The following is a 24348-nucleotide window of genomic DNA, read 5'->3' as shown; positions in this document are numbered from 1 at the left end:
GGTCAATCCTCTTGATTCCGATGCAGGCCGAGCCTGAGCATCACGTCGTCCGAAATCCGGTCCACCTTGAGGGCGTCGGCCGCTCTGTCGAGGTCGTCGCACTGCAGGTTCCAGCGTTGGATCAAGATGGTCGCGTGCGTCATGTTGCCCACTTCGCGCTCCACCGCGGCGCGAATCACATCGGAAATCATACGGCCATCGGACCGCGCTTTTTGATGAACCGCATCAAGTGTCGCCTTGTCTAAATTTACGATGATTGATGCTGTTTCCCCGGATTGTGCCCTGGGCTCGGCGGAAAGGCGGGGAGCCGACATAGGCCAGGACGGTGCGGCGGGGGTGTCAGGGGCCTTGTCGTTGTCCGCGGAATTCCGCCGTGATGGAATGGGGATCGCCATGCGCACGACGGTAGTCCCATAACGCCGCCGCCGATAGTCACCCATCGAGATCGGGTGGTCACAAGGGCCTCCGGAGGAGTCACATGTACCGCGTCACGGCGAAAGACGGCACGTCCATCGCGTTCGACCGGCTGGGCGTCGGCCCCGCGATCGTCCTGGTCGGCGGCGCCGCGGTCGATCGCTCGGCCAACGCGCAGCTGGCGCACGAGCTGGCGGAGCGGTTCACCGTCTACAACTACGACCGGCGCGGCCGGGGCGAGAGCGAGGACACCCTCCCGTACGAGGTCGACCGCGAGATCGAGGACATCGCCGCGCTCATCGCCGAGGCGGGTGGGGCGGCGCACCTGTTCGGGATCTCGTCGGGCGGCGCGCTCGCGCTCGAAGCCGCCGCCACGGGGCTGCCGATCGCGAGACTGGCCGTGTACGAGGTGCCCTACGACGTGGCGCCGGACGGGCCGCGGCGCTCGCGGGAGTACACCGACCGGCTCCGCGCGTTGCTGGCCGAGGGCCGCCGCGGCGAGGCGTTCGCGCTGTTCATGGTGACGGCGGGCGCCACCGAGGAGATGGTGGAGCAGGCCCGCGAGTCGCCGATGTGGCCGGGCCTGGAAGCCATCGCGCCCACGCTCGCGTACGACGCCGCCTGCCTGGGCGACGGCCACCCGCCCGCCGACCGCCTGCCCGGCATCGCCTGCCCCACGCTGGTGGCCACGGGCGGCGACTTCTTCGCCCGCGCCGCCGACGCGATCGCGGAGCTCGTCCCGGGCGCCGTGCGCGAGACCATCGAGGGCCAGACGCACATGGTGGACCCGAAGGCGCTGGCCCCGGTGCTCACCCGCTTCCTCGGACAGTAGACCCAGCACTACTGCCTGGCCCGCCAACCTGCGGATACCGTCAGAAAGTGCTCAACCGGACCGCGCTGGAGGCGCTCACGCAGCGGCCGCTGCCTTTCCTGGGCTCCGCGTGGCCCTGGCGGTGCGCGGCGTACCTGCTGGCCAGCGCCGTCCCCGGCGTGGCCGTCGGGGCCGCGGTGTTCGCCACGATCCCGCTCGGCGTGGTCGCGGCCCCGGTCGTGCTGGCGCTGTGCCTGCCGCTTGTCGCCTGGTTCGAGCGGCGCAGGCTGCGGCTGGTGGACGGCGTGCCGCTGCCCGAGGTGCCCGGCGGGCGCGGGCGGGAGGCCGGGCTGGCCGTCATCACGGTGCTCGCGCTGTGGTGGATCGATCTGATCATGCTGGGGTTCACGGTGGGCGGGCCGGTGGTCCTGATGCTCTCGCCGGTCGTGCAGCCCGAGGCGGAGCCCGGGGTCGCCGTCGTGGGCTCCGTGGCGGGCGTGCTGCTGCTGCCCGTCGCCGCGTACACGATCACCGCCTGGGGCGGCGCCCGGGGGGCGATGGTACGCGCGATGCTCGCGCCGCAGGGCTCCGAGCTCAACGAGGTGCTGCGGTCACGGGCGCGGCTGGTGGACGCGTTCGAGACGGAGCGCCGCAGGATCGAGCGGGACCTGCACGACGGCGCGCAGCAGCGGCTGGTCTCCCTGTCGATGGCGCTCGGCATGGCCCGGCTGGACCTGCCGGACGACTCGCCCGCGGGGCGGATGGTCGGGCAGGCCCACGAGGAGGCCAAGCGGGCGCTCGCCGAGCTGCGCGAGCTGATCAGGGGCGTGCACTCGCAGGTGCTCACCGACCGCGGGCTGGGCGCGGCGGTACGCGACGTGGCCGGGCGCTCGCCCGTGCCCGTGGACGTGGAGGTGGAGCTGGCCGGCCGGCTGCCCGCGCCCGTGGAGGTGACCGCGTACTACGTGGTCAGCGAGGCCCTCGCGAACCTGGCCAAGCACAGCCGGGCCACCAGGGGCGCCGTCACCGGGCGGGTCGAGGGCGGCACGCTGGTCGTGGAGGTGCGCGACGACGGCGTGGGCGGCGCCGACCCGGCCAGGGGCACGGGGCTGACCGGGCTGGCCGACCGGCTGGCCGTGGTGGACGGGAGGCTGTCCCTGTCGAGCCCGATCGGCGGTCCGACCCTGATGAGAGCGGAGATACCGTGCGCGTAGTGATCGCCGAGGACGCCGTCCTGCTGCGGGAGGGCCTGGTCGGGCTGCTCGAACGCTTCGGCCACACCGTGGCCGCCGCCGTCGGCGACGCGCCCGCCCTGCTCGACGCCGTCGCCGAGCACCGCCCCGACGCCGTGGTGACCGACGTGCGCATGCCGCCCGGCTTCGCCGACGAGGGGCTGCGGGCGGCGCTGGAGCTGCGCCAGCGGCATCCGGACCTGGCCGTCCTGGTGCTCAGCCAGTACGTCGAGCAGACCTACGCCGCCGAGCTCCTGGAGCCGGGCGCCGGCGCAGGGGTCGGCTACCTGCTGAAGGAGCGCATCGGCGACGTACGCGAGTTCGTCGACGCGCTCGACCGGGTGGCCGCCGGGGGCACGGTCGTGGACCCGGAGGTGGTCCGCCAGCTGCTCAGGCGGCGCCGCGACCCGCTGGCCCGGCTCACCCCGCGCGAGCAGGAGGTGCTCGGCCTGATCGCCGAGGGGCGGACGAACGCGTCGATCGCCAAGGAGCTGTTCGTCACCGAGGCGGCCGTGGCCAAGCACATCGCGAACATCTTCGCCAAGCTCGACCTCCCGCCCGCCGCGGACGGGCACAGAAGGGTGCTTGCAGTGCTCGAATACCTCAAATGACGCGGCTTGAAAGTAGGGTTCGTTGGCATGAACGAGCAATGGCAGGAGGTCGGCGACCGGGTCTATGTCCGGCGCCACAAGTCGTACGACATGAACGTGGGTCTGGTCGTGGGCGACGGGCACTGCCTGGTCCTCGACACGCGCGCCTCACACAGGGAGGCCGGTGACCTGGTCGAGGCGGTCAGGAGGATCACCGCCAGCCCGTGGACGGTCGTCAACAGCCATTCCCACTTCGACCACTACTTCGGCAACGCGATCTTCCGCCCCGCCGAGATCTGGGGCCACGTCAGGTGCGCCGAGGAGATCGAGCAGTACGGCGAGGAGCAGCGCGCCGTAATGATCAAGGGGCGGCCCGAGCAGCGTGAGGAGTTCGAGGAGGTCACGATCGTGCCGCCGGACCACACGTTCACGAGCGCGGCCAGCCTCGACATCGGCGGCCGGATCGTGCATCTGCAGCATTTCGGGCTCGGGCACAGCAGCAACGACGTGGTCGTGCACGTGCCGGACGCGGGCGTGGTGTTCGCGGGCGACCTGGTGGAGGAGGGGGCGCCGCCGGCGTTCAGCGACTCGTACCCGCTCGACTGGCCGCTCACCACGGCGGCGATGCTGGACGAGCTGCCCGACCAGGTGATCGTGCCGGGGCACGGCGCGGTCGTGGACCGGGCGTACGCGCAGGCGCAGCAGGCCGAGCTGGCCCTCGTGGCCGAGCTGGCCAGGCGGGCCCACGTGGAGGGCCTGCGTGACCTGATCAAGCTCTTCCCCTATCCGGAGGACGTGGCCAGGCAGGCGATCGAGCGGACCTTCCTGCAGCTGGATGTCTGAGTTATATTGCAAAGTGCAATATGGAGGGAGGCATCATGGCGCAACGCCACAGCTTGGTCGGCCTGACCGTGCTGGCCCTGCTCACCGTGCGCCCGAGCCACCCGTACGAGCTGCACCGGTTCATCATCGACACGCACAAGGACTACATCACCGGCCTTCCGCGCAGCCTCTACCACGCGGTGGAGCGGCTGGCCAAGGACGAGCTGATCGTCCCCTCGAAGACCGACCGCGAGGGCCGCAGGCCGGAGCGCACGGTCTACGAGATCACCGACGAGGGCCGCAAGGAGCTGGTCACCCGGCTGCGGCAGCTCCTGGAGAAACCCGATCCCGACCGGCGTGCCTTCGTCGCGGCCGTCTCGCTCATCGGCTGCCTGCCGCTCGCCGAGGCGCAGCGGGCGCTGCGCGGGCGCGCGGCCACGATCGAGGGCGTCCTCGCCGGGATGGATGCCCACCTGCGAGCCATGGCCGACAGCGGCCTGCCCGCGATCCTCATGCTGGAGGTGGAGTGCGAGCAGGCGCTCTACACCGCCGAGCTCGGCTGGATCAGGGGGCTGCTCGACCGGCTCGACAAGGGAGAGCTCGACTGGGACACCACGGCCGAGATGTGAGAAGGGCCGCCGAGGTGCGCCAACACCCCGGCGGCCGGAAATCCGAACAAGGCGCCTGCCCTGCCCGAACTCGCATTCACAGGATAGGCGCCGCGACACAGGGAGCAGTGCCATGTCCACAGAGATCGTTCGGCTGCTCGCGCGGATCGCGGAGACCTGGAACTCCGGGGACGCCGAGGGTTACGCCGGGCTCTTCACCGAGGACGCCGACTACATCACGTTCTTCGGTCAGCACCTGGAGGGCCGGCAGGCCATCGAGGAGGCCCACCGCGAGCTGTTCAAGCTCGACATCAAGCTCGAAGGGGGCGGCGGCGAGCCGCTGATCAAGCCGCTCACCGACGACGTCGCGCTGGTGATCACGGGCGGCGGCTCGTCCGTGAACGGCGCGGCCGACCCGGGCCGCCGGTCCGTCATCACGATGACCGCCGTCCGCACGGCCGAGGGCTGGCGCTTCGCCTCCTTCCAGAACACGCGGGTGAGCGCGCCGTGAGCAGGCGGCTCATCGTCGAGGTCGCCGGAGTGATCGAGGCTCCGGTCGAGCGGGTGTGGCCGGAGATCGTACGGGCCATACCGAGGACGGAGCTGGGCGAGCACGTCCTGGCCTACCAGGGCGGCTGGTGGTACCGCGGCGAGTGGTCGGTCACCCCCGACCACGGGGGCACGCGCCTGGTCCACCGCGTGTACAACGTGGCCGGCCACCACTGGGCCGTCGCCCTGGCGAACCGGCTGTTCATCGGGTTCCGCGAACGTACGCGCCGGTCGTTCGCCGAGGGCCTGACCCACATCGGAACCCGGTTGGGGTGCGCCACCAGGCTCGCCTAGGCTGCCGGTCATGGAATGGGGACCGCTGACGGCGGACGACGCCGAGGCTCTGGCCGAGCTCTGGGCCGCCATGGAGGCCGAGGACAGGACCGGCGAGGTCCACGACGTCGACGACGTGGCTGAGCAGGTCTCCAGCCACCTCATCGATCTGGACACGGGCACGCTCGCGGCCAGGGACGGCGACCGGATCGTGGCCTTCGGCTACCTCCCCGTCAGGCAGACTGCCGACGACCTGCACATGATGCGCCTTTCGGGCGGCGTGCACCCCGCCTACCGCGGGCAGGGGCTCGGCAGGCACATCATCGACTGGAGCATCCGGACGGCGCCGGGGGTGAGCGAGCGGGCTCACCCCGGCGTCCCTCTGGAGCTCCACGTCGACGTCCCCGACGGCCGGTCCGACCTCGCCGCGCTGGTGGAGGGGGCCGGACTCACGGCAGTACGGTGGTTCGCCCGGATGGAGCGGAGCCTGCCGGGCGACCTGCCCGCGGTGCGGCCGCCGGACGGCGTCTCCATCGTCGCCTGGTCGCCCGAACTCGACGAAGGCGCCCGCCTCGTGCGCAACGAGTCGTTCCTCGACCATTGGGGCAGCGTGCGGCACACGTCCGAGAGCTGGCGCGCCATGATGACCGGCTCCAGGAACTTCCGCCCCGAGTCGTCCTTCGTGGCCCTGGCCGGCGGCCGCGCGGTCGGGGTGCTGATCACGCACTTCTTCGAGGCCGCCGCCCGGCGCGGCGAGCGCCAGGCGTGGATCCAGATCATCGGCACGCTGCGGGAGTGGCGCGGCAAGGGCGTGGCGAGCACGCTGATCGGGCACGCCCTTGCCGCGTTCGGAGATCAGGGCTACGAGAGTGCCGGGCTCGGGGTGGACGCCGACAACCCCACGGGGGCCGTGAACGTGTACGCCCGCGCCGGCTTCGAGATCACCAAGCGCAGCACCACCTACGCGTTGCCGATCAAGCCAGCCTGATCTTCCCCTTCGAGACCTTGATCTTCTTGCCGGGGAGCGGCTTCCTGGCGGGGCCGTCCACCCGCTCGCCCGTCGAGATCTTGAACTTGCTGCCGTGGCACGGGCAGTTGATCGTGCCGCGGCTGACGCTCGCCACCGTGCAGCCCTGGTGGGTGCACTTGGCGCTGAAGCACTTGTAGACGCCCTTCGTCGGCTGGGTGATCACGTACTTGCCCTGGACGATCTTCCCACCCCCTACTGGGATGCTCTTGGTGGTGGCGAGGACGGGCTTGGCCGCCTCCGCTTCCGCCTCTGCCGGGCGCGGCCACAGGAACACGACTCCTGCGCCCGCGGCGCTGCCTCTGGTGATCAATGCGCGGCGTGTGAGCATTGTTGCCTCCTTCAACCACTCACACGTTTGCAGATCTTCAGTGGTTCAGGGGAAATTTGGCGATAAATCCGGAATCTGCGTACACGAGCGTGCCGCCGTGCAGGTGCGCGATGTCCCGCGCGATCGGCAGCCCCAGCCCCGCGCCGCCCGCGTCCCTGGCGCGCGCCTCGTCCAGCCTGGTGAACCGGGCGAACACCGCCTCCCGCTGCTCCGGCGGGATCCCGGGCCCGTCGTCCCGCACCTCCAGCACGGCCTGGTCCTCCTCGGCGCGTACGAGCACCCGAACGGTGGAGGCGGCGTGCCGGACCGCGTTGTCGGCCAGGTTCGTCATCAGGCGGTCGAGGTGGGCGCGGGAGCCCTTCATGACCACGTCCGGCTCGATGTCCAGCTCCAGGCGCACCTCGGGCCGCCGACTGGCGCGTACCGACTCCTCGGCGGCCACCTGGCCGAGGTCCAGCTCGGCCGCGCGCAGCGGCTCACCCGCGTCCAGCTTGGCCAGGATGAGCAGGTCGGCGGCCAGGAACTGCAGGCGTTCGACGTCGGCCAGCGCCTCCCTGGTCAGCTCGCTGGGCTCGGCCAGCTCCAGGCGGGCACGCAGGGTGGCGATGGGGCTGCGCAGCTCGTGCGCCGCGTCCGCGACGAACCGCTTGTGCGTGTCCACGGCCGTCTCCAGGCGGTCGAGGGTGCCGTTCACGGTGGTGGCCAGTGAGGCGATCTCGTCCTTCGAGCCGGGTACGGGCACGCGCTGGTGCAGGTCGCGGGCCGTGATGTCGGCGACCTTGGCCCGGATGGCGGCCACCGGGGCCAGCGCGCGGCCCACCGAGATCCACGTCATCCCGGCCACCACGAGCAGCACGGCGGGCACGCCGGGCAGCAGCGCGCCGTAGAGCGTCTGCAGCGCCTTCTCGGCGCCCTCCAGGGGGACGCGCGACCAGAGCATGGCGGGGCCGCCCACGGTGGCCACCTTGACGCCGGCGACGGCGTACTTCTGCGGTGCCGCCCACTCGGTGGCCGAGGCGCTCTTGTCGTCGGTCAGCAGGACGTCGGGGTCGGCGATCGTGGCCGTCGTGCCGTCGCGCAGCTGGACGGTGCCGCTCTTCCCGACGATCGCGAGCGGCTCGGCCTTGCCCTGCTTGGGCACGTCTTTGGTGATGGCGATCGAGCTCTCGTCGAGAGTGTCCGCGGGCGCCGTGACGCCGGGCGAGAGCGGAGTGGCGCGCACGAAGTCCAGCGTCTGCGCGTACGGCGCCGCCGCCACGGCCTTCCTGGTGGCCTCGGCGTCGGCGTTGTTCTCCAGCGTGCCGCGCAGCACCGCCACCAGCGCCAGCGCGGCCAGGCCCAGGGCGAGGGCCACCACCAGGGTCGCGGCGGCGGTCGCCCGCAGCCGCACGGACGAGAGCGCGGCCGACGCCTTGCGCAGTGGGCTCATGCCGCCTCCAGCCGGTAGCCCGCGCCGCGGACCGTCATGAGCGTCGTCCGCCCGAAAGGCGTGTCGATCTTGCGGCGCAGGGCGCTGATGTAGACCTCGACGATGTTCGGGTCGCCGTCGTAGGAGAAGTCCCAGGCCTGGGCCAGCAACTCGCCCTTGGACACGACCTCGCCGGACCGGCGGGCCAGCGCGTGCAGCACCGCGAACTCCTTGGGCGTCAATCCGATCTCCACCTCGCCCCTGCGGCACTTCAGCGCCGCCGGGTCCACCACCAGGTCGCCCACGGTGATCGACACGGGCCGCTCCCGCCCGCCCCGCCGCACCAGCGCCCGTAACCTGGCCAGCAGCACCACGTACGAGAACGGCTTGGCCAGGTAGTCGTCGGCCCCGTTGTCGAGCGCCTCGGCCTCGTCGTAGATGCCGTCCTTGGCCGTGAGCATCATGATCGGCGTCCAGTCGCCCGCCTCGCGCAGCTTGGCGCAGACGGCGTAGCCGTTCATCCTGGGCAGCATCACGTCCAGGACGATCACGTCGTACGTGTTCTCGGTGGCCATCCACAGGCCGTCACGCCCGTCGTGGGCCACGTCCACGGCGAAGCCCTCGCCCGCCAGGCCGCCCTTCACCAGGTCGGCCAGCCGCTCCTCGTCCTCCACCAGTAGCACTCGCACACCGACCAGAGTGCCTCAGGCCACCTAAAGCCAACCTGAAGATCATTTAGGGCCTCTTCAGGATCACTTCAGGTACGCCGGGCCAGTCTCGGAGGCGTTCGACCGATCTCAGTGAGGAGAACCCATGTTCAAGCGTCGTCTCGCGCTGCTCGGCGCGGTCGCCGTACTCGCCATCACCGGCCTGACCGGCTCCGCCATGGCCGACGAGACCCCGGGCGCCGCCGGCGCGAAGGTGACCTGCAAGACGGCCGACGGCAAGACCGTCCAGGTGGCCGAGTTCGCGCGGACGGCCCCGGCGGGCAAGATCGTCGGTCCTGACGGCAAGGTGCGCGAGTTCAAGCCCAGCGACACGGTGAAGGTAGACGCCCTTCCCGACGGCGAGGCGCCGCCGCTGGCTGGGGCCACGGGGGGACCCGTCACGCAGGAGGGCGAGGGGCTGGCGGTGACGAAGGCCGTGCCCGTCCCGGAGGACGGCGAGATGCTGGAGGTGACCAAGACCGTGCCCCTCCCGGAGGACGGCAAGCTGCCCGACGGCGTGCAGGCCGGGACCGCCCAGCCCGCCCAGCCGGCTCAGCCCGGCGAGAAGCTGGACGCGCCGTCGGTCGCCATCAAGGCAGTGAAGATCATCTGCGAGAAGACCGACTAGGTCATTCCGGGAAGGACGGGTGCGGTCCGAGCGCCCAGTACTCGTAGAGGCCGTGGCCGACGAGCCCGTCGTACTCGAAGCGCCCGACGGCGTCCACCATGCCCCACATTCTGGCGGCGTCGTCGGGCAGCCGGTACGTCACGCCCTGCACGACCGGCCCCTCGCCCTGGTACATGCCGTGCTTCCAGTCCGGCTCCAGACCGTACCCGGTGCCGACCATGAGGTGCACCGGCAGGATCGGGGTGCAGCGCACGTCGAACGGCTTGCCGCCGGGAGGCGAGAAGGTGATCGTGGCCTCCACGACGTCGCGGGTGCCGGGGGCGTAGACCGGGCGGTAGTCCGGTCTGCCGAGGTATTCCTCCTCGCGGCCGTCGGGCCAGACGCGTACGGCCTCCTCCAGCATCCGGCGGCCGCGCTCGTCCTCCTGGATGATGCAGAGGATGGCGTGGTCGTCGAACTGCATGGGCGTGTAGAGCCAGTAGAACGTGCCCGCGTTCTTGGTCTGGATGCCGGGCGGCTCGGGCTCGCCGACCGGTCTGATGCCCCAGGAGCGGTCCCTGGTGCCCTGCCAGCGGTCGGGCGTGACCGGTATGTCCTTCTCGCCGATCCTGATATTTCCGGACCAGCGCCCCGTCTGCGCCAGGCGTACCGAGTCGAACATGACCCGCTCCTGCCACCGCAGGAAGTGCCGCGGCTCCAGCGTCGCCGGGATCGTGCCCTCCCAGAGCAGGTCGAAGGACAGGCCGTGCTCATTTGGCTCCAGGACCACCCTGAGCCGCTTGAGCCCTTCGAGCACCTCGACGCGGAAGGGGCCGATCTGGGTGTTCATCCGGTCGGTTCCCAGCTCGCGGGAGGCCCGTACGACGCGGTGCAGGTCTCCGTGGCGTACGCAGGCGAAGGCGTCGGTGACGCCCAGGTTGGGGTACTGGCCGAGGCCGACGATCAGCATGAGCTCGTCGGTGCCGGGGTGGCAGTTGAAGTAGTAGCGGTCGTAGAAGTTGCGGTCGGAGGTGGCGACGTGCCGCATGACCTGGGCGGCCTGGTGGACGGGGTAGTCGTCTAAAGGAGACAGCGCCATGCCGGGTTTTTAGCAAGCGCTTGGTGGTTCGTCAACGGGGGCCCGGAAACGGGAAGCGCGCCCTCGGGATCAACCGAGGACGCGCTTCCCTTCCGGCAGCACCGGATCAGGACATCTTGCGAGATGCCTCATCTGCCTTGTCGGACACACGGCCCGCCATCCGGTCCGCAGACTCGGCGGTCCTGTCGGCCTTCTCACTGGCCCAACGTGACGCATCGGAGGCGGAGTCCTTCATGTGCTCGGTCCACTGCTGGGCGTTGCGGCGGTAGAACATGTAACCGATCGCCCCCACCGCGAGGCCGGTCAGCAGAACGAGCGTCGGCCATCGCCGCGACCGCGTGGGCGTGGGGTCGATCTTCCTGGCCGCCGTGATCAGCATGGAGCTGACCCTGGGAGCGACCTGATCCTCGAACCCGTGCGCCGCGGAGTGAATCCGTGGCGCCGCCCAATAGCGGGCGTCCTCGAAGCGCTGGGCGGCGGCCATCTTGGCCTGGTCCGCCACGGGCGCCATCAGGTGGCCGGTTCGCACGGCCCGGGCCTTCATTCGGCCCGTCCACGTGGCGGGTACCTCTATGACCACGCGGCGTCTTTTCATTGTCAGGGACACGACAACCTCCCCTGTCGTTGGGGCCCCGAGCCTGACCTTCCCTGGACAAGGCGGCTCAATCATGGCGAGCCGTGGGAGGATGGCTCTGGAGGCCTTACGGCCATAGTCCTCAAAACATCACAGAACTAACCCTGTACATAGAGGGGGCGGCTGTCTCGTGGCTGAGAAGCTGATCGCAAACCTGCAGACCAATCGTGGAAAAATCAAGGTGGAGCTCTTCCCCAACAGAGCCCCGAAAACGGTGCGCAACTTCGTCGAGCTCGCAGAAGGCTCGCGAGAGTGGACGCACCCGGGCACCGGGGAGAAGAGCACCGCGCGCTACTACGACGGGACGATCTTCCATCGGGTGATCTCCGGATTCATGATCCAGGGCGGCGACCCGCTCGGCCAGGGCACCGGCGGCCCGGGCTACGAGTTCGACGACGAGATCCACCCGGAGCTGTACTTCAACCGCCCGTACCTGCTGGCCATGGCCAACGCGGGCGTCCGCTTCGGCAAGGGGACGAACGGGTCCCAGTTCTTCATCACGGTCGTGCCGACGCCGCACCTGAACGGCAGGCACACGATCTTCGGTGAGGTGATCGAGGGCCAGGACGTCGTGGACGCCATCGCCAAGACCCAGACCGACCGCCGGGACCGCCCGGCCGAGGACGTCGTCATCGAGTCCGTCACCATCGACCGCGTCCCCGCCTGACCCACCACCCACCCCCGCCCCACCCACCAGGCCGTGGGGCGGCCCCACCCATGCCCCCACCGGCCACTCCTCGGCCGGCCCGGGGCTACATCCCGCCGGGCGCTTACCCGTCCGGCCCGGGGCCACATCCCCACCGGGCGCTCCTCGGGCCGGCTTTGGGGCCATGTCCCCCCATCAGGCGCTTATCGGGCGCCTCGGGGTCGCGGTGGCGGCGTTCTCTGGATGGGACGGCCCGGTCGCGTTCCGGCCCGGCCGTCCTCCCTCCCGGCCGTCCCCCACAGGAGGCACTCCGCCCGCCCTGCCCGCCCAGGAGCGGCGGACATCGGCACCCCAGCCCAACCCGGGCACCACACGCCCACACGGCCGACGTGGCTCCATGAACGGGTCGACGCACTGGCCGCCGCACGATGGCGACGGGCCTTGGGGCCACCGTCCGCCGTCCGCCAGTCGCTGGCCGCGTTCCGCTGGTCGGTGGCGGGGTTAGGGGTGAGGGGTGGGGACACGCGGGTACGGCGTGTAAGCCATAGGCTTTCGGTCATGACCAGCCAGCCGCCCAGCCCGCCCCCGCAGCCCGAGCAGCCCGCTGAGGCAGTGCCCACGTGCTACCGGCACCCCGAGAAGGAGACCTGGGTCCGGTGCCAGCGGTGCGAGCGCCCCATCTGCCCCGACTGCATGCGCGACGCCGCCGTGGGCTTCCAGTGCCCTGAGTGCGTGGCCGAGGGCAACAAGGGCATCCGCCAGGCGAAGTCCACCTTCGGCGGCAGCGTCGTACGCACGCCGATCGTGACGTACACGATCCTGGCGCTCACCGTCCTGGTCTTCGGCGCCCAGTACCTCACCGACAACGCAGTCGGCGAGGCGCTGGCGATGTGGCCGCCGGCAGTCGCGGAAGGCCAGTACTACCGGCTGATCACCGTCGCCTTCGTGCACAGCACCGGCAGCTTTCTCCACATCCTGTTCAACGGCTGGGCCATCTTCGTGATCGGCCCATATCTCGAACGAGCCTTCGGGCATCTCCGTTTCGCGGCCGTCTACCTGCTCAGCGCGCTGGGCGGTTCGGTGCTCGGCCTCTGGCTCGACCCGCTGCCCACGGCCACGGTCGGCGCCTCGGGAGCCGTCTTCGGGATGTTCGGCGCCATGTTCGTCGTGGGCCGCAAGCTGAAGCTGGACGTGCGAGGCATCACCTTGGTGATCGGGCTCAACCTGCTCATCACCTTCGTCATGCCTGCGATCTCCGGTCTCCGCATCAGCTGGACCGGCCACGTCGGCGGCCTGATCGTCGGGACGTTGCTCGCGGCGGCGCTGGCCTACGCTCCCAAGAACAGCAGGCCTCTGTGGCAGGTGCTGGCGATCGTGGGAGCGCTGGCCGTGCTGGCCGTGCTCGTGATGGTCAGGGTGTCGGCCATCATGAGCGCGGTGTGACTTCCCCAGGCTGTGGAAAAGGCTGTGGAAAGAACTAACGCCAGCGGGTGGAAAGCACCACCCCGAAGATGATGAAAACAAACCCGATCAGCAGGTTCCAGTTCTGGAGGTCGCTGAAGAAGGGCGCCCGTGGTGCGACGTAGTAGATCGCGATCCACAGGATGCCGATGATCCACGCCGCGACCATCGTGGGTGCCAGCCAGCGGGGGCTGACCTTGACCTGCTGTGATCTCTGCGGCGGGGTGTAGACCGCCTTCTTGCGAGCCTTGGACTTGGGCACTGGTAACTCCTGCTGAGGGCCTGGGCTTCCGGATCGTCCACAGGCTCTTCGGTAAGCCTAATTGAAGTGTGGTCAAGGATAGCCGCCACGCGCGGGACATGGCGATCCCCGGTTGCGGCTTCTGACCCGAATACGCTGATCGTATGCGGGCCACGCTGCGGGCCGTGGGAGAGACGAGCATCACCGCGGGCCTGATCATGATGCTGTTCTGCGCGTACCTGCTCTGGGGCACCGGCGCGTACACCCAGAGCCAGCAGCGGTTGCTCCAGCGCCAGTTGGCGACGCGGAAGGCGGTCAAGCCCGAACCGGGCAAGCCGATGGCGCTGCTGCGCATCCCCAAGCTGGGCCGCGACTACGAGTACGCCGTGGTCGAGGGTGTGGACACCGAGAACCTGAAGAAGGGCCCGGGACATTACCCGGACAGCGCCATGCCGGGCCAGGTCGGCAACTTCGTGGTGTCGGGGCACCGCACCACGTACGCGGCGCCGTTCAACGAGATCGACGAGCTCGAACGCGACGACGAGATCGTCGTGGAGGCCGGCGGCACCACGTACACGTACCGGGTGACCTCTCAGGACATCGTGAAGCCCGACGAGGTCGACGTTTTCGCCCCCGTGCCCGGCAAGCCCGACATCCGCCCGATCCGGGCCTTCATCACGCTGTCCACCTGCCACCCCGAATACTCGGCCGCCGAGCGCCTGATCGTCTACGGGGTGCTCAAGGACGCGTCCGAGGACGAGGAGTGACATGTACGCCTGGCTCTGGCGCAAGCTGCCCGGCACCGCGCGGACCAAGGTGCTGACGGCCGCCGTGATGGTCGCCGCCGCGGGGGTCGTACTCTGGTATGTCGTGTTTCCGCTACTCGAGCCCATGGTGACGCTCGACGAGGTGAGCGTGAGGAAATGAGCCGCGTGCTGGTCGTGGACAACCACGACAGCTTCGTCCACACCATCGTGCAGTACCTTCGCGGGCTGGGCGCCGACTGCGACGTACGGCCGCGCGACGAGGTACGCGTGAGCGACGCCGACGGCTTCGACGGCGTCCTGATAAGCCCGGGCCCGGGCACCCCCGAGGCGGCCGGCGTGAGCGTGCCCCTGGTCCACCACGCGGCCGAGAGCCGCCGCCCGCTGCTCGGCGTCTGCCTCGGCCACCAGGCCATCGCCGTCGCGTACGGCGCCACCGTGTCCCGCGCGCCCGAGCTCGTCCACGGCATGACCAGCCCCGTCACCCACGACGGCAAGGGCGTGTTCGAGACGCTGCCCTCGCCCGTGCGGATGACCCGCTACCACTCGCTCGCCGTGCTGCCCGAGACCGTCCCCGACGTGCTCGACGTGACCGCCCGCACCGGCGACGGCGTCATCATGGGCCTGCGCCACCGTGAGGCGCCCATCGAGGGCATCCAGTTCCACCCCGAGTCCGTGCTGTCGGAGCACGGCCATCGGCTGCTCCAGAATTGGCTGCGAGGAATCTTGTAACAAATGTCCCCCGGCGAGCGACTACCAAGTGAACGTCCCCGCCGTTGCCCCCGAGCGGCGGGGGCGTTCTTGTGTCAGCGACGACATGAAGAAGGGCCGCCCGGGAACGGGCGGCCCTTCTTCATGTCTCAGTTGCCGGTGCCTCCGAGGCCGTCGTCGCCGATCGGGTTGTCGTCGGTCGGCTGGTCGCCGTCGGACGGGAAGTCCGTCTGGTCGTCCGTGGGCGTGTCCGTAGGCACTTCCGTGGTGGGCTGCGGGTTGTTCGTGTCCAGGCCGGGACCTGTGGACACCACGATCGTGATGGTCGTGCCCGGTGCCTGCTTGGCGCCCTCACCCGGGTTCTGCTGGATGACGGTGCCCTCGGGCTGCTCGTTCGGCTGCTCGACGACCCTGGGCTTGAAGCCGGCGGCCTTGATCTGGGCCGAGGCGTCCTTCACGGTGAGCCCGATCACGCTGGGCACCTCGCCGAGCTCCTTGGGCACGTAGAGGGTGACCGCGCCGCCCTTCTCTATCGACTCGCCCGCCTTGGGGTCGGTCTCGATGACCGTGCCCTGCGACTTACTGGAGATCTTGGTCTTGACCGTGCCGCGCAGGCCCGCGTCCTCCAGCGCCTTCATGGCGTCTTCCTGCGACTGGCCGACGAGGCCGTCGGGCACCTTGACCTTCTCCGGGCCCTTCGAGATCACCAGCTTGACGGTGGAGTTCTTGGGGACCTTGGTGTTCTCGGCGGGGTCGGTCTTGATGACGCTGCCCTTGTCGATGTCGTCGCTGTTCTCCTGGACCACCTGGACGGTGAGCCCGAGGTTCTTGAGCTGCTCTTCCGCGTACGCGCGCTCCTGGCTGGCCAGCGACGGGATCGTGATCTGCGTGGCGGTGGGAGTGCCCTTCGACCCGAACACCGAGTAGCCGACCCCGATGAACGCGGCGATGATCGCCAGCGGGACGATGATCCACAGCGCGGTCTTGACGGCGTTGTTCCCGCCGCCGCTCGCCCTGCGCCGCCCGCCACGGCCGCCGCCGCCACTGCCGCCCTCGTCGTACTCGTAGGGTGGGACCGCGGTGGTGCGCTGCGTGGCCGGGCCCTGCCCCGCCTGGGTCGCGGTCATCATCCGCGTGCCCTGGTTGAAGTTGCCCGTCATGGCCATCGTCTGGGCGTCGGTCGGCATCCCGGACATCGCCCGCTGGATGTCGGCCCGCATCTCGCCCGCGCTCTGGTAGCGGTGGGCGGGGTCCTTGGCCATAGCCTTGAGCACGATCGCGTCGGCCCACGGGGGGATCTCGCGGTCGATCTGCGACGGCGGGATCGGCTCCTCGCGCACGTGCTGGTAGGCGATCGCGACGGGAGAGTCGCCGGTGAACGGCGGCTGCCCGGTCAGCAGCTCGTAGAGCAGGCAACCGGTGGAGTAGATGTCGCTGCGCGCGTCGACCCGCTCGCCGCGCGCCTGCTCGGGAGACAGGTACTGGGCGGTGCCGATCACCTGCGCCGTCTGCGTCATCGTGGCCGCGGAGTCGGCCATCGCGCGCGCGATGCCGAAGTCCATCACCTTGACGTCGCCGGCGCGCGTGATCATCACGTTGGCCGGCTTGATGTCGCGGTGCACGATGCCGCCGCGGTGGCTGTAGTCGAGCGCCCGCAGGATGCCGTCGACCAGCTCGACCGCGCGCTCCGGCAGCAACCGCCGGTCCTGGCGCAGCAGGTCGCGCAGCGTCCGGCCGTCGACGTACTCCATCACGATGTACGGCACGGGGGTGCCTTCGGTACCGTCTTCGCCGGTGTCGTAGACCGCGACGACGGCCGGGTGGTTCAGAGAGGCGGCCGATTGTGCCTCGCGGCGGAAGCGGGCCTGGAAGGTGTGATCGCGCGCCAGGTCGGACCGGAGGGTTTTGATCGCGACTATGCGGTCCAGCCGGATGTCTCGGGCACGATACACCTCGGCCATGCCGCCGCGCCCGACGACACCGTCGAGCTCGTAGCGACCTCCGAGTAGCCGAGGCTGAGTCATTTCCTGCACTGTCCCTTACCGTTCATCTTGGGTACCGGCCTGCTCGGGGGGCCGCCGGTGTCCATCATCGACCCCAAAGCGCATCACGTCTCCTCCTTGGGCGGGTTTGTATCACCCGGGTCCGGCGAGGCGGTGGGTGTCGGAGTTTTGGGTGTAGTGGTGGGCGTTGGGGTCGGTGTGGGCGTAGGGGTACGGGTGGTCGGGGTCGGTTTCGGTGTCGGCTTCTTGGTAGGTGTTGCCGACTTGCTTACCGTAGCTGACCGCGAGGGTATAGGCCTCGGTGACTTCACCGGAACCACGGAAGGCCGCTTGGTGCGTCTCTTCGTGGGCGAGGGTGTCGCCCGGTCCGGCGGCGCCACCGCCGATTTGGTCGGCTCGGCCACGTCCGGCGTCGGCTGCGTCGGCTGCCGGTCGGCGAACGTGATGGCGCTGAGCCCCACCGCGGCCGCGCAGCCCGCGGTGGCCACCAGGGCCAGCGTCCTCCTGTGGCGCTTTCCCACAGCCGGCTCCTGCGGCGTGGTGGCCGAATGGAGGTGGTCCGTCTCCTGCTCGTCCTCCGGAGCCGGCTCGCGTACCCGGAAGCCTCCCGGGTCGGTGAGCATGCTGAGGTCGGCGCCCTGCTCGGCGCTGGCCAGCGACTCGCGCAGCAGGTAGGCCCGGTCGGCCACCTCCAGCGCCGAGGCCGGGCGCCGCGTGGGGTCCTTCGACAGCAGTGACATGACCAGCTCGCGCACCGGCGCGGGCACGTCCACCCCGAGGGGCGGCGGGTGCTCGTTGAGGTGCTGCAGCGCGATCGCCACCTGGCTGTCGCCGCGGAACGGCGTGCGCCCGGCCAGACACTCGTAGGCCACCACGCCCAGTGAGTAGAGGTCGGTCGCGGGAGTGAGCGGGAACCCCTGGGCCTGCTCGGGGCTGACGTACTGGGCCGTGCCCAGCACCGTGCCCGTCTGCGTGACCGGAGCCGCCTCCAGGGCCCGCGCGATGCCGAAGTCCGTGACCTTGATGGTCCCCTCTGAGGTGACCAGCAGGTTTCCCGGCTTGATGTCGCGGTGGATGATCCCGGAGGTGTGCGCGGCGTGCAGCGCCTTGGCCGTCTGGCCCACCACGTCGAGCGTCACTTCGGGCCCGATGGAGCGGTTGCGCGCCAGGATCGCCGACAGCGGCTCGCCGTGCACCAGCTCCATCACCAGGTAGGCCAGGTCGCTCTGCTCGCCGTAGTCGAAGATCTGCGCCACTCCCGGGTCGGCCAGGGCCGCGGTGATGCGCGCCTCGTTCCTGAACCGCTCACGGAAAGTGGGGTCGGCGTAGATGTGGCTGCGCAGGATCTTCACCGCCACCTCGCGCCCGAGCAACTCGTCACGGGCGCGCCAGACCTCCCCCATACCGCCTGTGGCGATGCGGGAGATCAGGAGATAGCGGTTACGGAGCCGCATGACCTTGCAGGTTACCGTCACTCACTTGTTCAGCACCGCCTCCAGCACGGCCTTTGCGATCGGCGCGGCGGTGTGGCCGCCGGTCGCCTCCGCACCGACGTTGGCAGCACCGGACTCGACGATGACCGCCAGGGCCACCTTCGGATCCTCGGCAGGCGCGAAGGAGATGAACCAGGCGTGCGGTGGCTGGCCATCGGCCGTCTCCGCGGTGCCCGTCTTACCCGCTACTTGGACGCCTGGGACCTGCGCCAGGTTTGCGGTGCCGTTCTGGACGACGCTGACCATCATCTCACGCAGCTTGCCCGCCGTCTCGGAGCTGACCGCTTCCGACAGCTCCTCGGGGTCGGCCTGCTTGATCGTGTCGCCCTTGGCGTCGGTGATCTTGTTGACCAGGTACGGCTTCATCACCTTGCCGTCATTGGCAATGCCCGCGGCGATCATGGCCATCTGCATCGGGGTCATGCGGTTGCTGCGCTGCCCGATCGAGGCCATGGCCAGGGCCGCCTTGTCCTCTTCCTTGCCGAAGTCGCTGGCGGTGACCGACATCGGCACGGCGACCGGCTGGCCCATGCCGAACTTCTCGGTCTGCTCCTTCATCTTGTCGTAGCCCAGCTCCATGCCGATCTTGCCGAACGGCGTGTTGCAGGACTTCTCCAGCGCGTACGTCAGCGTGACCGAGCCGGAGCCGCAGGCCGCGCCGCCGTAGTTGGGCAGGCTGAGGTTCGTGTTGGGCAGCGGCAGCCGCTGCGGCGCGTCCACGGTGGTCTGCGGCCCGCGCGAGGAGTCGTCCTCGAGGTAGGCCGCCATGGTCACGACCTTGAACGTCGAGCCGGGCGGGTAGGTCTGCGCGATCGTACGGTTGAGCAGCGGCTGGTCCTTTTGTTTGGCCAGCTGGTCGAAGCGGGGGAAGACCTTGCCCTTGTCGGTGCCGGACAGCTCGGTCGGGTCGTAGGTGGGCAGCGAGACCATCGCCAGGATCCCGCCCGTCTTCGGGTCGAGCGCCACGAGCGCGCCGCGCTTGCCGCTCTGCCGCAGCGCGTCGTAGGCCGCCTTCTGCGCCTTGGGGTTGATCGTGAGATCGACGTTGGCGCCCCTGGTCGGCTCGCCGGTGAACAGGTCGATGCTCCGCCGCAGCAGCAGGTCGGCGCTGGAGCCGTTGAGCAGCTGGTTCTCGGACCTCTCGACGGCGCTCTCGCTCTCCGGCGAGAAGAAGCCGGTGACGTGGGCGTAGAGCCTGGCCTCGGGGTATTGCCTGAGGAACCTGAACCGGGGGTCCTTGGTCTCGACGGACTGCGCGAGCACCTTGCCGCCCGCCGTGATGCGGCCGCGCTCGATGGCGTAGCGCTCGTAGAAGTTGCGGGTGTTGCGGGCGTCGCCGCGCAGGCCCTCCGCTTTCACCGCCTGCAGGTAGTTCACGTTGATCATCAGGAGCGCGAACATGGCCAGGCAGGCCACCGCCACGCGCTTCAGAGGGCTGTTCATCGCTGGAACACCTGCGTCAGTCCTTCGTTCTGGATCGCCTGGGGCGGAGGCCGCCGGGCCGCATCTGACATGCGTACCAATAGCGCGATAAGGATCCAGTTAGCCAGCAACGCCGAGCCACCCTGGGACATGAACGGGGTGACCAGGCCGGTCAGGGGGATGAGATTCGTCACACCGCCGACGATGATGAAGACCTGCCAGGCCAGGATGAACGACAGGCCGCCCGCCAGGAGCTTGGAGAACGGGTCGCGGGCCGCCAGCGAGGTGCGCAGGCCGCGCTCGACCAGCAGGGCGTACATCATGAGCAGCGCCATCAGGCCGGTCAGGCCCAGCTCCTCGCCGGTCGCGGCGAAGATGAAGTCGGAGAACGACAGCGGGATCAGCTGGGGGTTGCCCTCGCCGAGCCCCGTGCCCAGGATGCCGCCCGCGCCGAACCCGAACAGGCCCTGCATGATCTGGAAGCTCTTGCTGCACATCGGGTCGCCCGGCGGATCCTTCAGGCAGACGGGGTCGTTGCCGTAGTAGATCGGGTTGCTCGGATCGAGCCAGGCGTCGAAGCGGGCGCCGACGTGGTCGAAGACCTGCCCGGCGAGGAAGGCGCCGCCGACGAAGAGGAGCACGCCGATCAGCACCCACGAGGTGCGCTGGGTCGCGATGTAGAGCATCGCGATGAACGTCCCGAACAGCAGCAGCGAGGTGCCCAGGTCCTTCTCGAAGACCAGGACGAGCAGGCTGAGCCCCCAGGTGATGAGGACGGGGCCGAGGTCCCTGGCCCTGGGCAGGTCGATGAAGAGCAGCCGCCGCCCGGCCAGCGCCAGCACGTCGCGCTTGGCCACCAGATAGCCGGCGAAGAAGACGACCAGCGCCAGCTTGGCGAACTCGCCCGGCTGGATGGAGAAGCCGCCGATGCGGATCCAGATCTTGGCGCCCTGCACCTCGCTGAGGCTGCCCGGCAGCAGCGCGGGGATGGCGAGCAGGACCAGGCCGACGGCGCCCGCGGTGTAGGTCATGCGCTGGAGCATGCGGTGGTCACGCAGCACGATCAGGGTGATCGAGAACATGACGACGCCGAGACCCGTCCACATGATCTGGTTGGTGGTGGACGCGCCGCCCATCTTGGCGGCCTCCAGCCGGTAGATCATCACCAGGCCGAGACCGTTGATGAGGGTCACCAGCGGCAGGATCAGGGGGTCGGCCCAGGGGGCGAACTTCGCCAGCACGAGGTAGGCGGCCAGCATCAGGCCGCCCAGACCCAGCCCGTACGCCAGCATGCCCGCGGGGACCTTGCCGTCCACCGCCAGGCCCACGTTGGCGTAGGCCCCCATGACGATCAGCACCGCCAGAGCGAGCATGACGAGCTGGGCCATGCGGCGCTTGGCCGGCATCGGGATGGGGGAATCTGCGACTTCGCTCATTTACCGTTGCTTCGTCTTGGTCGCGCTCACGGTCGGCGTGGGCGACGAACTGGCGGTCGTGGCGGGGGTGTCGCTGCTGTCCTTGTCGTCCTCCTGGGCGAACTTCAAAGCGTTGATCTTCGTGATGCCCTCGTCGACATTGGTGACCGGAATGCCGCCCTTGATCAGCGCCTGGTCGGCATCGGACAGCTTGGAGAGCTGCCGGCCCGTGGCCTTGGAGACCTTGAAGAGCTGGAAGGGGCCCAGCTCTCTCTGGACCCCCTGGAACACGACCACCTCGTCGCCCCTAGCACCGACGAAGAACTGGTCCTGGGTCCACTGATATCCAAAATAACCGCCGACGCCGACGGCGACGACGCCTATGCCGAACACGGTGACCAGCACGGGCCACACACGACGACGCCTGCGCCGGGGCGCCTCGGCGACCGGCTCATCGAAGTCGTCGTCGGTGAGGACCGGCTGGGGCGCGGTCACCGCGCTGGCTCGCCCCGGATGGGTCTCCTGGGGGTTGCCATGCAGCCGGGTCATGCCGGCGGCGCCGACGATGGCGGCCTCGGTGGGCACCTGCTGCCCGTCGGTGATCTCCACCACGTCGGCCAGCACGCACGTGATGTTGTCGGGCCCGCCACCTCGGTTCGCCAGATCGATGAGCTGGCGCACGACCTCTTCAGGATCGTCGATGTTGGTGAGCGTGGCGTGCAACGTCTCCGCGCTCACCACGCCCGACAGGCCGTCGGAACACAGCAGGTAGCGGTCGCCGATCTGCGCCTCGCGGAGGGTCAGGTCGGGATCGACCTCACCACTGCCGTCGAGCGCGCGCAGCAGGATCGAGCGCTGCGGATGCGTGGCCGCCTCTTCCGGCGTGATGCGCCCGTCGTCGACGAGCTGCTGCACCAGCGTGTGGTCATGGGTGATCTGGTAGAGCTCCCCGCGCCTGAGCAGGTAGGCGCGCGAGTCGCCGACGTGCACCAGAGCGACCTGGGTGCCGTGCCAGAGCATGGCCGTCAGAGTCGTGCCCATGCCTTTGAGGCTGGGATCCCGCCCCACCATCTCGTGCAGCTTGCGATTGGCGTCGCGTACCGCTGCCTCGATGGCGTTGAGCAGGTCACCCCCCTGTTGGGCCTCTTCCAGAGAGGCCATGGCGGCGATGGCGACTGAGCTCGCCACCTCGCCGTGTGCGTGCCCGCCCATACCGTCTGCGACGGCGAGCAGGCGGCCGCTAGCGTACGCCGAGTCCTCGTTTCCTTCGCGGAGGAGGCCGACGTCCGAGCGGGCGGCGTAGCGGAGTGCGATGGTCATTTGCGCAATTCAATGACTGTCTTGCCGACGCGGATCGGAACACCGAGCGGCACCGGGGTCGGGCGGGTGACTTTCGAGCGGTCGAGATACGTGCCGTTGGTGGACCCAAGATCTTCCACGATCCATTGACCGTCCTGGGGAAAGAGCCGGGCATGCCGGCTGGAAGCGTAGTCGTCGGTGACTACCAGCGTGGCGTCATTGGCCCGGCCAATGGTGATGGGCGTCTCCGTGAGGTTAATGGTGGTGCCCTGCAAGGGGCCACCGGTAACAATGAGCTGGCGTGGCTCGCCCTTTTTGTTCTTGGGCTTCGCCGCCGGTTTGGTGGGTTTCACGCCTTTGCGTGGACCCACAGGAGCCGTGCGTGAACCGAACAAGTCAGTCCGGATCACGCCGACTGCGGCAATGACGAAGAACCACAGCACCGCCAGGAAGGCGAGCCGGATCAGCAGCAGCGTGAGCTCGGACATGGACCGCTTGTCTACCCCTAATCGCGCCGGAACACCAGAGTCGTGCGCCCCAACGTCACTCGCGTGCCGTTCTGGAGCTCGATCCTGCGTACCGGCTGGCCGTTGACGAAAGTGCCGTTGGTGGACCCGAGATCGACGAGGGCCACCGTCTGGCCCTCGACCCGCAACTCCGCATGGTGTCGCGATACTCCCGGATCGACCAGACGAAGATCGCAGTCGGTGCCCCTGCCGAGCAAGGTCACCGGAGTGGTGAGCTCGTAGGAACGGTCGCCCTGCGGGTCGTCCTGAGTGGAGACGAGCAGCCTCGGCCGCCCGTTGAAGGCGTTCGGCCTCGACGGAGGCAGGTCGCTCGCCGGCTGGCGAATCTCGTCCTGCTCGACCGTCGCGCCGCGGATGACGCCGGACCTGATGCGGAACAGCCCCACAGCCAGATCGCCGGCGGTCTCGAAGCGGACCCGGACCGGTCCCACAAAGGAGTAGCCCTGTTCCTTGGCGTACTCCCTGGCAAGGTTGGCCAGCTCGTGACTGATGCTGTCGGCGTAGACCTCAAGCCGTTCGCTGTCGGTCGTGGACAGTTCAACCACGAAGTCGTTGGGCACAAGCGTGCGACCCTGAGCGACGATCGCCGCACGCTCATCCATCTCCCGCTGAACCGCGCTGGCGACCTCGACCGGCTGAAGGTCAGATTTGAACGCCCGCGCAAAGGCCCCCTCAACCAAGCCTTCGAGCCTTCGCTCGAAGCGCTGAAGGACTCCCACCGGGTACCTCCCTTCCTCCGTGCATATGATCGCGGCCCCCAGACGCGTCCGGCGCCCGGTTCCCGCTCGTTCCACGTCACGGCATCCCTGGCGCTCGTCGGCTGTCGCGCCCAGCTCCTCCGCTCCCGTGTCTTATGCGATCGTATCCGGGTTCAGTACCAGTGACTGTTCCGTGCTAGTGTTCTTTCCGCACCCACAAGGGCGGGTGGCGGAACGGCAGACGCGCACGGTTCAGGTCCGTGTGTCCGAAAGGACGTGAGGGTTCAAATCCCTCCTCGCCCACTCGGTGACTGGGGACTCTTGGTCGCAAGCCTTTGGCTTGCTCCCTCGGGTCCCCTCGTCATTTCTTCCGGGGGATAACCCCCGGACCCCCAGCGTTTTTTCGGGGGAGGTCCCCCGGACCCCCCTGTCTGGGAGAGATCTCCCAGACCCTCCGTCGCCGCCGGCGCTTCTGTCTTCTGTCATGGCAGACCCACACTGGCGAAGTGTTTGATGGATCGCAAGAGGGGGCGTCTCTCTTTTCAAGAACCTGTTG

At 69.3% G+C, this 24348-nt stretch carries 28 protein-coding genes and 1 tRNA gene; 15 read left to right on the top strand and 14 right to left on the bottom strand.

Features of this window, described 5'->3' with window-relative positions:
- Positions 1–2 precede the first annotated feature (2 nt).
- A complete protein-coding gene (locus AB0L65_RS52940) occupies positions 3–395 on the bottom strand; it encodes a hypothetical protein (protein WP_355203230.1) in 393 nt (130 codons plus the stop codon).
- 83 nt (positions 396–478) lie between these two features.
- Here AB0L65_RS52940 and AB0L65_RS52935 point away from each other — a divergent pair, with 83 nt between their 5' ends.
- From AB0L65_RS52935 to AB0L65_RS52900, 8 genes are all read left to right on the top strand, one after another.
- Positions 479–1246 (top strand): alpha/beta hydrolase, encoded by a 768-nt coding sequence (locus tag AB0L65_RS52935; protein WP_364263291.1) that lies wholly within the window; start codon positions 479–481, stop codon positions 1244–1246.
- A 47-nt stretch (positions 1247–1293) separates the two neighbouring features.
- The gene (locus AB0L65_RS52930) at positions 1294–2439 is read left to right on the top strand and encodes a histidine kinase (protein ID WP_364263288.1); all 1146 of its coding nucleotides are present in this window, start codon (positions 1294–1296) and stop codon (positions 2437–2439) included.
- On the top strand, positions 2430–3068 hold the full coding sequence (locus AB0L65_RS52925; RefSeq protein WP_364263285.1) for a response regulator transcription factor: 639 nt from the start codon (positions 2430–2432) through the stop codon (positions 3066–3068). The genes AB0L65_RS52930 and AB0L65_RS52925 overlap by 10 nt, the downstream gene beginning before the upstream one ends.
- 27 nt (positions 3069–3095) lie before the next feature.
- Positions 3096–3890 carry an MBL fold metallo-hydrolase gene (locus AB0L65_RS52920; protein ID WP_364263282.1) on the top strand — a complete coding sequence of 265 codons (795 nt, stop codon included), beginning with the start codon at positions 3096–3098 and terminating at the stop codon, positions 3888–3890.
- Positions 3891–3925: 35 nt separating this feature from the next.
- On the top strand, positions 3926–4498 hold the full coding sequence (locus AB0L65_RS52915) for a PadR family transcriptional regulator (RefSeq protein WP_364263279.1): 573 nt from the start codon (positions 3926–3928) through the stop codon (positions 4496–4498).
- 112 nt (positions 4499–4610) lie between these two features.
- Entirely contained in the window at positions 4611–4988 is a 378-nt protein-coding gene (locus AB0L65_RS52910) for an SgcJ/EcaC family oxidoreductase (protein ID WP_364263276.1), read from the top strand.
- Positions 4985–5320, top strand: a complete 336-nt coding sequence (locus AB0L65_RS52905; RefSeq protein ID WP_364263273.1) for a hypothetical protein — start codon at positions 4985–4987, stop codon at positions 5318–5320. The genes AB0L65_RS52910 and AB0L65_RS52905 overlap by 4 nt, the downstream gene beginning before the upstream one ends.
- Positions 5321–5330: 10 nt before the next feature.
- Positions 5331–6287, top strand: coding sequence for a GNAT family N-acetyltransferase (locus tag AB0L65_RS52900; RefSeq protein ID WP_364263270.1), 957 nt, complete (start codon positions 5331–5333; stop codon positions 6285–6287).
- Here the strand turns inward: AB0L65_RS52900 and AB0L65_RS52895 are convergent.
- Genes AB0L65_RS52895 through AB0L65_RS52885 form a run of 3 tightly spaced genes read right to left on the bottom strand, consistent with a single transcriptional unit; the run spans position 6274 to position 8754 of the window.
- On the bottom strand, positions 6274–6657 hold the full coding sequence (locus tag AB0L65_RS52895) for a Rieske (2Fe-2S) protein (RefSeq protein ID WP_364263267.1): 384 nt from the start codon (positions 6655–6657) through the stop codon (positions 6274–6276). The two genes, AB0L65_RS52900 and AB0L65_RS52895, sit on opposite strands and share 14 nt — an antisense overlap.
- A 37-nt stretch (positions 6658–6694) precedes the next feature.
- Positions 6695–8086: an ATP-binding protein gene (locus tag AB0L65_RS52890; protein ID WP_364263264.1), complete on the bottom strand. Its 1392-nt coding sequence runs from the start codon at positions 8084–8086 to the stop codon at positions 6695–6697.
- Positions 8083–8754 carry a response regulator transcription factor gene (locus tag AB0L65_RS52885; RefSeq protein ID WP_364263261.1) on the bottom strand — a complete coding sequence of 224 codons (672 nt, stop codon included), beginning with the start codon at positions 8752–8754 and terminating at the stop codon, positions 8083–8085. Before AB0L65_RS52885 ends, AB0L65_RS52890 begins: the two co-directional genes overlap by 4 nt.
- A 124-nt stretch (positions 8755–8878) precedes the next feature.
- Here AB0L65_RS52885 and AB0L65_RS52880 point away from each other — a divergent pair, with 124 nt between their 5' ends.
- Complete coding sequence (locus AB0L65_RS52880; protein WP_364263258.1) at positions 8879–9400, top strand: hypothetical protein; 522 nt, start codon at positions 8879–8881, stop codon at positions 9398–9400.
- 1 nt (position 9401) lies between these two features.
- Here the strand turns inward: AB0L65_RS52880 and AB0L65_RS52875 are convergent, their stop codons facing one another.
- Both AB0L65_RS52875 and AB0L65_RS52870 read right to left on the bottom strand, forming a co-directional pair.
- The gene (locus tag AB0L65_RS52875) at positions 9402–10478 is read right to left on the bottom strand and encodes a hypothetical protein (protein ID WP_364263255.1); all 1077 of its coding nucleotides are present in this window, start codon (positions 10476–10478) and stop codon (positions 9402–9404) included.
- A gap of 106 nt (positions 10479–10584) precedes the next feature.
- Positions 10585–11007, bottom strand: coding sequence for a YtxH domain-containing protein (locus AB0L65_RS52870; protein WP_364263252.1), 423 nt, complete (start codon positions 11005–11007; stop codon positions 10585–10587).
- A gap of 235 nt (positions 11008–11242) precedes the next feature.
- Here AB0L65_RS52870 and AB0L65_RS52865 point away from each other — a divergent pair, with 235 nt between their 5' ends.
- Both AB0L65_RS52865 and AB0L65_RS52860 read left to right on the top strand, forming a co-directional pair.
- On the top strand, positions 11243–11779 hold the full coding sequence (locus AB0L65_RS52865; RefSeq protein WP_364263249.1) for a peptidylprolyl isomerase: 537 nt from the start codon (positions 11243–11245) through the stop codon (positions 11777–11779).
- Between the two features lie 537 nt (positions 11780–12316).
- Complete coding sequence (locus AB0L65_RS52860) at positions 12317–13201, top strand: rhomboid family intramembrane serine protease (RefSeq protein WP_364263246.1); 885 nt, start codon at positions 12317–12319, stop codon at positions 13199–13201.
- A gap of 34 nt (positions 13202–13235) precedes the next feature.
- On the opposite strand, the gene AB0L65_RS52855 is transcribed toward AB0L65_RS52860, so the two are convergent.
- Positions 13236–13481 (bottom strand): cell division protein CrgA, encoded by a 246-nt coding sequence (locus AB0L65_RS52855; RefSeq protein ID WP_080047363.1) that lies wholly within the window; start codon positions 13479–13481, stop codon positions 13236–13238.
- Between the two features lie 143 nt (positions 13482–13624).
- On the opposite strand from AB0L65_RS52855, the gene AB0L65_RS52850 reads away from it, so the two are divergent.
- The 3 genes from AB0L65_RS52850 to AB0L65_RS52840 are packed head-to-tail and all read left to right on the top strand — an operon-like array spanning position 13625 to position 14956.
- A complete protein-coding gene (locus AB0L65_RS52850) occupies positions 13625–14227 on the top strand; it encodes a class E sortase (protein WP_364263243.1) in 603 nt (200 codons plus the stop codon).
- A gap of 1 nt (position 14228) precedes the next feature.
- The gene (locus AB0L65_RS52845; RefSeq protein WP_364263240.1) at positions 14229–14387 is read left to right on the top strand and encodes a hypothetical protein; all 159 of its coding nucleotides are present in this window, start codon (positions 14229–14231) and stop codon (positions 14385–14387) included.
- A complete protein-coding gene (locus AB0L65_RS52840) occupies positions 14384–14956 on the top strand; it encodes a gamma-glutamyl-gamma-aminobutyrate hydrolase family protein (protein ID WP_364263238.1) in 573 nt (190 codons plus the stop codon). Before AB0L65_RS52845 ends, AB0L65_RS52840 begins: the two co-directional genes overlap by 4 nt.
- A 128-nt stretch (positions 14957–15084) precedes the next feature.
- On the opposite strand, the gene pknB is transcribed toward AB0L65_RS52840, so the two are convergent.
- The 7 genes from pknB to AB0L65_RS52805 all read right to left on the bottom strand — a co-directional run bounded on the left by pknB (position 15085) and on the right by AB0L65_RS52805 (position 23813).
- Complete coding sequence (gene pknB / locus AB0L65_RS52835; RefSeq protein ID WP_364263235.1) at positions 15085–16959, bottom strand: Stk1 family PASTA domain-containing Ser/Thr kinase; 1875 nt, start codon at positions 16957–16959, stop codon at positions 15085–15087.
- An 83-nt stretch (positions 16960–17042) separates the two neighbouring features.
- Positions 17043–18392, bottom strand: coding sequence for a serine/threonine-protein kinase (locus AB0L65_RS52830; RefSeq protein ID WP_364263232.1), 1350 nt, complete (start codon positions 18390–18392; stop codon positions 17043–17045).
- Between the two features lie 21 nt (positions 18393–18413).
- A complete protein-coding gene (locus AB0L65_RS52825; protein ID WP_364263229.1) occupies positions 18414–19874 on the bottom strand; it encodes a penicillin-binding protein 2 in 1461 nt (486 codons plus the stop codon).
- On the bottom strand, positions 19871–21289 hold the full coding sequence (locus AB0L65_RS52820; protein WP_364263226.1) for an FtsW/RodA/SpoVE family cell cycle protein: 1419 nt from the start codon (positions 21287–21289) through the stop codon (positions 19871–19873). The genes AB0L65_RS52825 and AB0L65_RS52820 overlap by 4 nt, the downstream gene beginning before the upstream one ends.
- Positions 21290–22588 carry a Stp1/IreP family PP2C-type Ser/Thr phosphatase gene (locus tag AB0L65_RS52815; RefSeq protein ID WP_364263223.1) on the bottom strand — a complete coding sequence of 433 codons (1299 nt, stop codon included), beginning with the start codon at positions 22586–22588 and terminating at the stop codon, positions 21290–21292.
- Complete coding sequence (locus AB0L65_RS52810; RefSeq protein ID WP_364263220.1) at positions 22585–23055, bottom strand: FHA domain-containing protein; 471 nt, start codon at positions 23053–23055, stop codon at positions 22585–22587. Before AB0L65_RS52810 ends, AB0L65_RS52815 begins: the two co-directional genes overlap by 4 nt.
- A 17-nt stretch (positions 23056–23072) precedes the next feature.
- A complete protein-coding gene (locus AB0L65_RS52805; protein WP_091081864.1) occupies positions 23073–23813 on the bottom strand; it encodes a DUF3662 and FHA domain-containing protein in 741 nt (246 codons plus the stop codon).
- Positions 23814–24012: 199 nt separating this feature from the next.
- Between AB0L65_RS52805 and AB0L65_RS52800 the strand changes: the two genes are divergently transcribed.
- Positions 24013–24095, top strand: a tRNA-Leu gene (locus tag AB0L65_RS52800).
- Positions 24096–24348 lie beyond the last annotated feature (253 nt).

Origin of the sequence: Nonomuraea sp. NPDC052116 (assembly GCF_040680035.1) — a bacterium.
GTDB lineage: Bacteria > Actinomycetota > Actinomycetes > Streptosporangiales > Streptosporangiaceae > Nonomuraea > Nonomuraea angiospora_A.
The sequence above is the reverse complement of the archived record's forward strand: the minus strand, read 5'-3'. Positions and strand labels throughout refer to the sequence as shown.

Coding starts and splice junctions, on each gene's coding strand:
- AB0L65_RS52900 (WP_364263270.1), top strand. CDS start 5,331: ATGGAATGGGGACCGCTGACGGCGGACGACGCCGAGGCTCTGGCCGAG.
- AB0L65_RS52850 (WP_364263243.1), top strand. CDS start 13,625: ATGCGGGCCACGCTGCGGGCCGTGGGAGAGACGAGCATCACCGCGGGC.
- AB0L65_RS52860 (WP_364263246.1), top strand. CDS start 12,317: ATGACCAGCCAGCCGCCCAGCCCGCCCCCGCAGCCCGAGCAGCCCGCT.
- AB0L65_RS52840 (WP_364263238.1), top strand. CDS start 14,384: ATGAGCCGCGTGCTGGTCGTGGACAACCACGACAGCTTCGTCCACACC.
- AB0L65_RS52890 (WP_364263264.1), bottom strand. CDS start 8,086: ATGAGCCCACTGCGCAAGGCGTCGGCCGCGCTCTCGTCCGTGCGGCTG.
- AB0L65_RS52845 (WP_364263240.1), top strand. CDS start 14,229: ATGTACGCCTGGCTCTGGCGCAAGCTGCCCGGCACCGCGCGGACCAAG.
- AB0L65_RS52910 (WP_364263276.1), top strand. CDS start 4,611: ATGTCCACAGAGATCGTTCGGCTGCTCGCGCGGATCGCGGAGACCTGG.
- AB0L65_RS52935 (WP_364263291.1), top strand. CDS start 479: ATGTACCGCGTCACGGCGAAAGACGGCACGTCCATCGCGTTCGACCGG.
- AB0L65_RS52920 (WP_364263282.1), top strand. CDS start 3,096: ATGAACGAGCAATGGCAGGAGGTCGGCGACCGGGTCTATGTCCGGCGC.
- AB0L65_RS52895 (WP_364263267.1), bottom strand. CDS start 6,657: ATGCTCACACGCCGCGCATTGATCACCAGAGGCAGCGCCGCGGGCGCA.
- AB0L65_RS52915 (WP_364263279.1), top strand. CDS start 3,926: ATGGCGCAACGCCACAGCTTGGTCGGCCTGACCGTGCTGGCCCTGCTC.
- AB0L65_RS52880 (WP_364263258.1), top strand. CDS start 8,879: ATGTTCAAGCGTCGTCTCGCGCTGCTCGGCGCGGTCGCCGTACTCGCC.
- AB0L65_RS52875 (WP_364263255.1), bottom strand. CDS start 10,478: ATGGCGCTGTCTCCTTTAGACGACTACCCCGTCCACCAGGCCGCCCAG.
- AB0L65_RS52815 (WP_364263223.1), bottom strand. CDS start 22,588: ATGACCATCGCACTCCGCTACGCCGCCCGCTCGGACGTCGGCCTCCTC.
- AB0L65_RS52820 (WP_364263226.1), bottom strand. CDS start 21,289: ATGAGCGAAGTCGCAGATTCCCCCATCCCGATGCCGGCCAAGCGCCGC.
- AB0L65_RS52940 (WP_355203230.1), bottom strand. CDS start 395: ATGGCGATCCCCATTCCATCACGGCGGAATTCCGCGGACAACGACAAG.
- pknB (WP_364263235.1), bottom strand. CDS start 16,959: ATGACTCAGCCTCGGCTACTCGGAGGTCGCTACGAGCTCGACGGTGTC.
- AB0L65_RS52825 (WP_364263229.1), bottom strand. CDS start 19,874: ATGAACAGCCCTCTGAAGCGCGTGGCGGTGGCCTGCCTGGCCATGTTC.
- AB0L65_RS52810 (WP_364263220.1), bottom strand. CDS start 23,055: ATGTCCGAGCTCACGCTGCTGCTGATCCGGCTCGCCTTCCTGGCGGTG.
- AB0L65_RS52830 (WP_364263232.1), bottom strand. CDS start 18,392: ATGCGGCTCCGTAACCGCTATCTCCTGATCTCCCGCATCGCCACAGGC.